This window comes from Arthrobacter sp. Cr_A7 (genome assembly GCF_029222765.1).
Lineage (GTDB): Bacteria > Actinomycetota > Actinomycetes > Actinomycetales > Micrococcaceae > Arthrobacter.
In genome coordinates this window covers 1-8,619 of sequence record NZ_JARHXQ010000060.1, presented here as the reverse complement: position 1 = coordinate 8,619, position 8,619 = coordinate 1, and the positions used below count along the sequence as shown (strand labels likewise).

Annotated in this window: 8 protein-coding genes and 1 tRNA gene; 5 read left to right on the top strand and 4 right to left on the bottom strand. The window is 66.6% G+C overall.

The annotated features are described in order from the left end of the window. Positions 1–61: 61 nt before the first annotated feature. The 3 genes from P2Q66_RS03555 to P2Q66_RS03545 are packed head-to-tail and all read right to left on the bottom strand — an operon-like array spanning position 62 to position 3,281. Entirely contained in the window at positions 62–901 is an 840-nt protein-coding gene (locus tag P2Q66_RS03555) for a sugar phosphate isomerase/epimerase family protein (protein ID WP_275725613.1), read from the bottom strand. Beyond that, the gene (locus P2Q66_RS03550; RefSeq protein ID WP_275725612.1) at positions 898–2,112 is read right to left on the bottom strand and encodes a dihydrodipicolinate synthase family protein; all 1,215 of its coding nucleotides are present in this window, start codon (positions 2,110–2,112) and stop codon (positions 898–900) included. The genes P2Q66_RS03555 and P2Q66_RS03550 overlap by 4 nt, the downstream gene beginning before the upstream one ends. Then, the gene (locus tag P2Q66_RS03545; protein WP_275725610.1) at positions 2,112–3,281 is read right to left on the bottom strand and encodes a Gfo/Idh/MocA family oxidoreductase; all 1,170 of its coding nucleotides are present in this window, start codon (positions 3,279–3,281) and stop codon (positions 2,112–2,114) included. The genes P2Q66_RS03550 and P2Q66_RS03545 overlap by 1 nt, the downstream gene beginning before the upstream one ends. Positions 3,282–3,453: 172 nt before the next feature. Here P2Q66_RS03545 and P2Q66_RS03540 point away from each other — a divergent pair, with 172 nt between their 5' ends. The 3 genes from P2Q66_RS03540 to P2Q66_RS03530 are packed head-to-tail and all read left to right on the top strand — an operon-like array spanning position 3,454 to position 6,064. Continuing rightward, positions 3,454–4,539, top strand: coding sequence for a LacI family DNA-binding transcriptional regulator (locus P2Q66_RS03540; protein ID WP_275725609.1), 1,086 nt, complete (start codon positions 3,454–3,456; stop codon positions 4,537–4,539). Positions 4,540–4,541: 2 nt separating this feature from the next. Further along, positions 4,542–5,318 (top strand): alpha/beta hydrolase, encoded by a 777-nt coding sequence (locus P2Q66_RS03535; protein ID WP_275725607.1) that lies wholly within the window; start codon positions 4,542–4,544, stop codon positions 5,316–5,318. 38 nt (positions 5,319–5,356) lie between these two features. Next, entirely contained in the window at positions 5,357–6,064 is a 708-nt protein-coding gene (locus P2Q66_RS03530) for a DNA alkylation repair protein (RefSeq protein ID WP_275725605.1), read from the top strand. Here the strand turns inward: P2Q66_RS03530 and mptB are convergent. Continuing rightward, positions 6,061–7,617: a polyprenol phosphomannose-dependent alpha 1,6 mannosyltransferase MptB gene (gene mptB, locus P2Q66_RS03525; RefSeq protein WP_275725604.1), complete on the bottom strand. Its 1,557-nt coding sequence runs from the start codon at positions 7,615–7,617 to the stop codon at positions 6,061–6,063. The two genes, P2Q66_RS03530 and mptB, sit on opposite strands and share 4 nt — an antisense overlap. Before the next feature lie 156 nt (positions 7,618–7,773). On the opposite strand from mptB, the gene orn reads away from it, so the two are divergent. Then, positions 7,774–8,403 carry an oligoribonuclease gene (gene orn / locus P2Q66_RS03520; RefSeq protein WP_079596361.1) on the top strand — a complete coding sequence of 210 codons (630 nt, stop codon included), beginning with the start codon at positions 7,774–7,776 and terminating at the stop codon, positions 8,401–8,403. A gap of 128 nt (positions 8,404–8,531) precedes the next feature. Beyond that, positions 8,532–8,604, top strand: a tRNA-His gene (locus P2Q66_RS03515). Positions 8,605–8,619: the final 15 nt, after the last annotated feature.

Here is an 8,619-nt window from a genome sequence, read left to right as displayed (position 1 = left end):
GCGCAGGCTCCTGCCGTGACGTAGCAGGAGCCCGCGGTCTGGACAGGACATCCAGAGCGTGTCAGGCGTACGGGAGGACCAACTCCGCGTAACGCTCCTTCACTGTGGCCAGGACGGTGTTGCCGTCCGTGTCCCAGATGTCCTGATTGAAAATTTCCACTTCGATGTCACCGGTGTAACCGGCATCCCGGACCCAGGTACCGATCGTGGCGAAGTCCACCACGCCGTCGCCCATGTAGCCACGGGAGAGCAGCGGATCCGCGGCGATGGGCATGTTGAAGTCGCAGACCTGGTAGGAGGCGATCCGGTTTTCCCGTCCGGCCCGTTCAATCTGTGCCTTCAGTTCCGGGTCCCACCAGACGTGGAAGGTATCGACGGCCACGCCCACTGTCGACGCATCGAACGGTGCTGCGAGGTCCAATGCCTGGCCCAGGGTGGAGATCAGGGCGCGGTCCGCGGCATACATCGGGTGCAGCGGTTCCAGCACCAGCCGGACGCCGTTTTCCCGGGCGAACGGTACGAGGTCCGCAAGGCGGTCAGCCACGCGCCGGCGCGCCGCCACCACGTCCTTCTCACCGGGAGCGAGGCCGCCCACCACCAGGAAAAGTTCCCGGGTGTCCAGTGCTACGGCCTCAAGGATCGCCGCGCGGTTGTCAGCGAGCGCCGCGGCCTGTCCCTCGGCGTCGGCTGCCGTGAGGAAGCCGCCCCGGCAGAGGGAGGAGACACGCAGGCCGGCGTCCTTGATCAGGCGTGCAGCCTTGTCCAGTCCGGTTTCCTCCACGCGGTCCCGCCAGGGGCCGATCGCGGGGATGCCCGCCTTGACGCAGCCCTCGACAACCTGGGCAAGTGTCCACTTCTTGGTGGTGGCGCTGTTGATGGACAGCCGGGAGAAGTCGCTCATACTCCCACTCCGTTGATGCGCAGGTAGTCGGACATCCGGAAGGCAGCCAGGGCGGGGTCCTTGAGCAGGCCGGCCTGGTCCGCCAGTTCGAACGTCTTGGCGAGGTGGCAGACGGAGCGGCCGGAGTGCAGGCCGCCCACCATCTGGAAGCCGGGCTGCTTGCCGTTCAGCCAGGACATGAAGGCGATGCCGGTCTTGTAGTAGAACGTGGGGGCACTGAAGATGTGCTTGCCCAGTTCGCGGGTGGAATCGAGGATTTCACGGGCCTTGGCGGCGTTGCCTGCATCGTAGTTTTGCAGGGCCACCGAGGCGGCCGGGTAGATCGCCGCGAAGATGCCCAGCAGGGCGTCGGAGTGGTGGCTGCCGTCGCCGTCGATAAGCTCGGGGTAGTTGAAGTCGTCACCGGTGTAGAGGCGCACGCCTTCGGGCAGCGCCGCGCGCAGGGCCACCTCGTGGCTGGCATCGAGCAGCGAGACCTTGACGCCGTCAACCTTGTCCGCATTGTCCCTGATGAGGCCAAGGAACGTTTCGGTGGCGGCGCTGACATCGTCTGAGCCCCAGTAGCCCGCCAGGGCGGGGTCGAACATGGTGCCCAGCCAGTGCAGGATGACCGGCTGGTCCACTTCCTGCAGCAGGGTGGAGTACACCTTCAGGTAGTCCTCGGGGCCGTTCGCGACCTTGGCGAGGGCACGCGATGCCATCAGGATGACCTTGGGTCCGGCTTCGCTGATCACGGCGATCTGCTCGCGGTAGGCCTCAAGGACGGCCTTCAGGCCGGCTTCGCCGGTGGGAAGGGAGAGGATGTCCAGCTGGTCGGTGCCGGCACCGCAGGAGACGAGGTCACGGACGGTCTTGCCCGCCGTGGCCGCGTTTCCGGCGGACACCACCGAGGCAGCTTCCACGCCGGTCCGCTTGATGAGCTGCTGGGTGGCTGCCCAGTCCAGGCCCATGCCGCGCTGGGCCGTGTCCATTGCGTCGGCCACGCCGAGTCCATAGGACCACAGCTCATGGCGGTAGGCCATGGTGGCCTCCCAGTCGAGGCGGGCCGGGGCCCCGGGGGTGTTGTCGGCCAGAACTTCGGGGATGACGTGCGCGGCGGCGTAAGCGCGCCGGGCAGTCAGCGGGGCGGTGGGGCGGGCCCACGTGGTGGCGCCCTGGAGGCGGTACTCGCGGGTGCCGCCGTCGTGGGAAGGAAGGATGAGCGAGGTCATTAGAGGGTGATCTCCGGGATGTCGATGGTGCGGCGTTCGTCGTTGGACTGCAGGCCCAGTTCGGCAAGCTGGACGCCGCGGGCGGCGGACAGCAGTCCGAAGCGGTGTTCCCGGCCGGCGACGACGTCGCGGAGGAATTCTTCCCACTGCAGCTTGAAGCCGTTGTCCAGTTCTGCGTTGGCGGGCACTTCCTGCCACTGGTCGCGGAAGGATTCGGTGACCGGAAGGTCCGGGTTCCAGACCGGCTTGGGGGTGTGGGCGCGCTGCTGGGCGACGCACTTGTTCAGGCCGGCAACGGCGGAGCCGTGCGTGCCGTCCACCTGGAATTCCACGAGTTCGTCGCGGTAGACGCGGACGGCCCAGGAGGAGTTGATCTGGCCGATGACGTCGTCGCCGGCGGGGGTCTCAAGTTCGAAGATGCCGTAGGAGGCGTCGTCTGCCGTGGCCTTGTACTCCTTGCCGGCCTCGTCCCAGCGGGCGGGGATGTGGGTGGCGGTCTTGGCGTTGACGCTCTTGACCTTGCCGATAATGCCTTCGAGGACGTAGTTCCAGTGGCAGAACATGTCGGTGGTCATTCCGCCGCCGTCTTCCTTGCGGTAGTTCCAGGACGGGCGCTGGGCGGCCTGGATGTCGCCTTCAAAGACCCAGTAGCCGAATTCGCCGCGGATGGAGAGGATGCGGCCGAAGAAGCCTTCGTCCACCAGGCGGCGGAGCTTGACCAGGCCGGGGAGGTAGAGCTTGTCGTGGACGACGCCCGCCGTAACGCCGGCTTCCTTGCCGATGCGCGCCAGCTCGATGGCTTCCTCGAGGGTTTCAGCCGTGGGCTTCTCGGTGAAGATGTGCTTGCCGGCCAGCATGGCCTTCTTCAGGGTGGCAGCGCGGAGGCTGGTCATGGAGGCGTCGAAGACGACATCCACGGTGGGGTCGTTGATCACGGATTCAAGGTCCGTGGTCCATTCGGCAACCTTGTGCTTTTCGGCGAGTTCGCGGATCTTGGCCTCGTTGCGGCCCACCAGGATCGGTTCGACCTGGACCTTGGTGCCGTCTTCCAGGGTGAAGCCGCCGGCGTCGCGGATGGGAAGGATGGAGCGCAGCAGGTGCTGGCGGTAACCCATCCGGCCGGTGATGCCGTTCATGGCGATGCGGATCGTCTTTGTTTCGAAGCCCATGTGTCCTCCACGGTGAGTGAGCAGTTTTACTCAAGCTGAATTGGGAAAGCGCATTCCCACTGCATCCATCATGCACCGCAAGAACTTAGTTGGCAAGCGCTTTCCGAAAGGAACTTCCAACTGCCATAATGTGGTAACCGCTTTATTGGCTTATCGACGCCCAGGAGTTGCTGTGGCTGCAAGTACCCTCACCGAGGTGGCCCGGCTGGCCGGGGTATCCCCCGCCACGGCGTCCCGTGTCCTGAACGGCTCTGCGCGCAAGCCTGGAAAGGACATCGCGGACCGTGTCCGGCAGGCCGCCGATTCGCTTGGTTACATTCCCAACGCGCAGGCCCAGGGGCTGGCCAAATCAAGTTCCGGCCTCATTGGGCTGATCGTCCATGACATCGCGGACCCCTACTTCGCCGCCATCGCCCGCGGAGTGCAGGACGCGGCCAGGGAGCAGCGCAAGATGGTCCTGCTCGCCACTACCGGCGGCGCGCCGGCAGAAGAGAAGGAAGCCGTGGCAGCCTTTGCCGCCCGCCGCGCCGACTCCATCGTGATCGCCGGGTCCCGGTCGTCGCGGACCGAGGACCGGGACGACAACAGCGAACTGGCTGCCGAGCTCGACAGGTACTGCCGCAACGGAGGGCGGGTGGCCGTCGTCGGTCATCCCGTGGTGGGCGCTTCGGCACTTGAGGGCTATCACGTCATCGCCGTTCCCAACGAGGAACTGGCACGCGCTCTGGCAACCGAACTGGCCGCCGGCTGGGACGGCGACTTCGTGGTCATCGGCGGTCCGGAAGGCCTCTTTACTTCCGACGACCGAATCCGGGGCTTCCAGGAGGGGCTCGCCAAGGCGGGACGGGCACCCGCGGAAATCCTGCGCAGTTCCTTCAACCGTGCCGGTGGCTACGAGGCGGGCCTCACGCTGGCGGCCCGGATCAAGGGCGGCCGTGACACCGGTGAAGCCACCGGCCCCAGGCTCTGCATCTTCGCTGTCAACGACGTGATGGCCATCGGTGCCGCCGCCGCGCTGCGCGCAGAGGGGCTGCGGATTCCCCGGGATGCCACCATTGCCGGTTTTGACGACATCGAGACCCTGCGCGACTTCCGCCCCGCACTCTCCACCGTCCGCCTGCCGCTGGAGGAGATAGGACGGCTCGCCACCCGGGCCACCGCACCGGGGGCGGACGGCGGGGATGACCACGACGCCGGCCTGCCGCAGCAGATCACCGGCGAGGTCACGCTCCGCCGCAGCACAGAAGTGGCCGCCTGACCGTGGCTGCCACCCTGACGGCGGTACCGGCACATTCCGACGCCGGTGGCGCCCGGCCCGCGGTCCTGGTGCTTCCCGGCGGCGGCTACGCCAGGCAGGCCGGCCACGAGGCGGAGCCGGTAGCCGAGTGGCTTGCGGGGCTGGGTATCCACGCCTTCGTGCTCAGGTACCGTGTGGCGCCGGACCGGCACCCGGCACCCCTGGAGGATGCCAAGGAAGCCATGCTGCACATCCGCAGCGGTGCACACGGCCTCGCGATAGACCCGGAACGCGTGGGCGTGCTGGGATTTTCAGCCGGCGGGCACCTCGCGGCTACCCTTTCCACAGCCGCCGTTACCGGCAGCACGCGCCTGGACGTCCCTGAAGCCGTCCCGGACCTTTCGGTGCTGTGCTACCCCGTGGTGTCCTGCACGGAGGACGTCCACCAGGGATCGGTGGACAACCTCCTGGGCCAGGCGCCGCCGTCGGACATCCTGGCTGCCCTGTCAGCAGACCTGCAGGTCACCGCGGAGACGCCGCCGGCGTTCCTCTGGCACACCGCGGACGACGCCGCCGTCCCCGTCAGCCACAGCCTGCGCTATGCCGGTGCCCTGCTGGGCGCCGGGGTGCCGGCCGAACTGCACGTTTTCCCGGAGGGCCGCCACGGCCTGGGCCTGGCGGCCGGAGAGCCAGGGGCGGAGCAGTGGCCTGCCCTTTGCGCCGACTGGCTTGCGCGTGCCGGCTGGACGTTCCCCGCCGCTTCCGTTCAGCAGGCGCGTGTGGCAGCAGGCGCGAAGTAGCACGGAGCCCGGGAGCGTTGCCCCTTTAGAGTTGCCCCATGAGCAATCCGGGCCCGGTGAACCGGGAAGTCCTCGACGCCGTGCGGGCAGCGCTGCGGGAACGGGCGGACCCCGCCCGTGCTGCCGGCGCGCAGGCTTACATGAAGTCCACCCTGCCCTCGCTGGGTGTGCGGGTACCGGAAGTACGCCGGATCGCCGCGTCGGCCGCTTCGGCGGCGCCGTTTGAGTCGGGAGACCAGCTCCGTGCCACGGTACTGGAGTTGTGGCGGACCTCCACCGTCCGGGAGGAACGGTACGCGGCGATTGACCTGACGGGCAGCCGGCTCGTGGCCAGGGACCTGTACATGCTGCCCGTGTATGAGGAAATCATCCGCAGCGGGGCCTGGTGGGACTTCGCCGACGGGGTGTCGGGCCGCCTGTGCAACCTGCTGCAGGCCCACCGCCCCGAGATGACCGACGTACTTCTTGGCTGGAGCACCGATGCCGACTTCTGGGTCAGGCGCGCGTCCATTACCGCGCAACTGAAGGCGAAGGGCAGCACCGACACCGCACTCCTGGCACGCGTGGTTGAGGCCAACCTGGCGGACCCGGAGTTTTTCGTCCGGAAGGCGATCGGCTGGGCCCTGCGGGAATACGCCAAGACCAACCCTGGGTGGGTGGCCGCCTTCGTTGCCGGCCATGCGTCCGCCATCAGCCCGCTCTCCCGCCGGGAGGCGCTGCGGCGGATCAACGGGAAGGAAGGTTAGATGACGGGACGTTCTACGACGTTTTCGTTCACCTTCCGGAACAGGCTCCTGGTCCCCGGGTCCCAGAACACCAGGTACAGGCCGAACAGCAGGCCGGTGAGGGCCGCGGCAACCCGGGCCATCGCCAGCGCAAAACCGAGATCCTCGGTCTGGAGGTAGGGAAAGACTTCCAGCTGGTCGGAAATGGCGTAGATCATGAAGAACGACACCACGAAGTAGAGTGCCTTGACCTGCCAGTCGTTCCGGATGCCGGTGACGGCAAACAGGGGGATCAGCCACACCACGTACCAGGACTGGATCATCGGAGCCAGCAGGACCACCGCGGCAAACCCCAGCGTCAGGCGCCGCATCAGCCGGTCATAGTCCCCCCGGAAAATCTGCGACGCGACCACGCCCACGGCCAGCAGCTTGCCGGCGTCGAACACCACGTCAGCCAGGACCGCTCCGTCCAGGTCAAACGAATTGGCCAGCGAGGCAACCACCATGCCGATCAGGCCCACAGGCGCATACCAGATGGAGATGCTTCCCGGGGCGGACAGGCCGTTGATCCAGCCAAAGCCGAAGCCGTTGACCAGGCTCATCAGGGTAAGGATGCCCAGGCTCAGCCCGCCTGTCATCGCCCAAAAGGCGAACTTCCGTGCCCAGCCAGCGTCACGTCCCGCCCACAGCAGCCCGATGAAGGGCAGGAAGACGATGGTGATGGGTTTGACGGCAATGGAAAGGGTCACCAGGACCACGCCCCGGATCACCCGCCGGGTGGCCGAGTAGTACAGTCCGGCCAGCGCCAGGCCGATCATCAGCGCGTCGTTGTGGACACTGGCGATGAAGTTCGTCAGGAAGAGCGGGTTCGCCACGGTGAGCCAGAGGGCCCGGTGCGGGTTGACGCCATGCAGTTCAGCGAGCTTGGGCACGTAGATGACGCAAAGGACAACACCTGCCAGCGCCACCAGCCGGAACAGCATCACGCTCGCTTCCGGCTGGACATTGGTAACCCATACGACGAACTGCTCGATCCACAGGAACAGCTGGCCGTACGGAACGGGCGCCTCCGTCCACATCTTGTCCGCACCAAGCTGGAAGTAGTTGGACAGGGCCGAGATGCCGTTTTCGTAGGGGTTGAAGCCTTCCACCATGAGGCGGCCCTGGCCTATGTACGCGTAGACGTCGCGGCTGAAGAGCGGGACGCTGAACATCATGGGCAGGCCCCAGGCCACCACGGCCATCAGGGTGGCATTGCGCGCCTGGTCCCCCCAGACCCGCACTTTTTGGCCCAGCCGCAGCCAGGCCCGGACCAGGAGCATGCCGCCCACGGCCAGGAGGACGATTGAGAGGGCGACACCCGCCGCTTCGGCGCGCATCCAAATGAACAGGGGCATCCGGCGAAGTTCCGAGACGGGGGCAAGCCAGCCCACGCCCAGCGAGCCGATGAGCATGAACACGGAGCCCACAAAACCTGCGATCAGCGGCGAGCGGGGATTGTCCACCTCTGCACCGCCTGCTGCGGCAGTGGCGGCGGCCGCCAACTCCCCCGTCGCGGGCACAGGCGCCGTCATCTCAGGATCGTCCAATCTTCTTGCGTTTTCGCGGCTTCTGCCCGGCGGGCCGCACAGCCGGCCGGGGCGCGTTTCCTCAGCGGCAGGGCGACCCGCCGCGTACCCGAAATCCTAGCACCGGCCGGTTGCCCGGAGGTGTAACGGTAGGCTGGTCCGGTGCCTATATCTAACGAACGAATCGTCTGGATCGACTGCGAAATGACCGGCCTGGACATCAAGAACGACGCCCTGATCGAGGTGGCAGCCCTGGTCACGGACTCCGAACTGAACATCCTCGGCGACGGCGTGGACGTGGTCATCAAACCCGACGATGCCGCCGTGGCCCAGATGAACGATTTCGTCCGCGACATGCACACCAAGTCGGGCCTCCTGAAGGAACTTCCCGCCGGCAAAACCATGGCCGAGGCAGAGGCAGCAGTCATGGAGTACATCGCCGAATGGGTGCCCGACCCGCGGAAGGCCCCACTGGGCGGCAACTCGGTGGGCACGGACCGGGTCTTCCTGTCCAGGGACATGCCTGCCGTGGTGGAGCACCTGCACTACCGGGTCATTGACGTCAGCACCATCAAGGAGCTCTCCCGCCGCTGGTACGCCCGGGCCTACTTCCAGTCCCCGGCGAAAAAGGGCGGCCACCGTGCGCTCGGGGACATCAAGGACTCCATCGACGAACTCCGCTACTACCGGGAAGCGGTTTTTGTGCCCTCCCCCGGACCGGACAGCGCCACCGCCCAGAAGATCGCCCGCCGCATCACCTCCGGCGGAAATGCAGAGCTGGCGGAAACGTAATCTGCGCCACGTTTCCAGGATTTTTTGCTGAAAAGGCTAAAAGTGGACAAAGCACCCCCGAAGAGCAGGTAAGCTATTTGAGTTGCCTTTCCAGAGGGCCGGTTAGCCGGTAATCTGCAGGGCGCATGGTGGGCTTAGCTCAGTTGGCAGAGCGCCTGGTTGTGGTCCAGGAGGTCGCGGGTTCAACCCCCGTAGCTCACCCTCACAGGATGGTAT

Bases quoted from the DNA above. Each gene is read 5' to 3' on its own strand.
- mptB (WP_275725604.1), bottom strand. From the start codon at position 7,617: ATGACGGCGCCTGTGCCCGCGACGGGGGAGTTGGCGGCCGCCGCCACT.
- P2Q66_RS03555 (WP_275725613.1), bottom strand. From the start codon at position 901: ATGAGCGACTTCTCCCGGCTGTCCATCAACAGCGCCACCACCAAGAAG.
- P2Q66_RS03530 (WP_275725605.1), top strand. From the start codon at position 5,357: ATGAGCAATCCGGGCCCGGTGAACCGGGAAGTCCTCGACGCCGTGCGG.
- P2Q66_RS03550 (WP_275725612.1), bottom strand. From the start codon at position 2,112: ATGACCTCGCTCATCCTTCCTTCCCACGACGGCGGCACCCGCGAGTAC.
- P2Q66_RS03545 (WP_275725610.1), bottom strand. From the start codon at position 3,281: ATGGGCTTCGAAACAAAGACGATCCGCATCGCCATGAACGGCATCACC.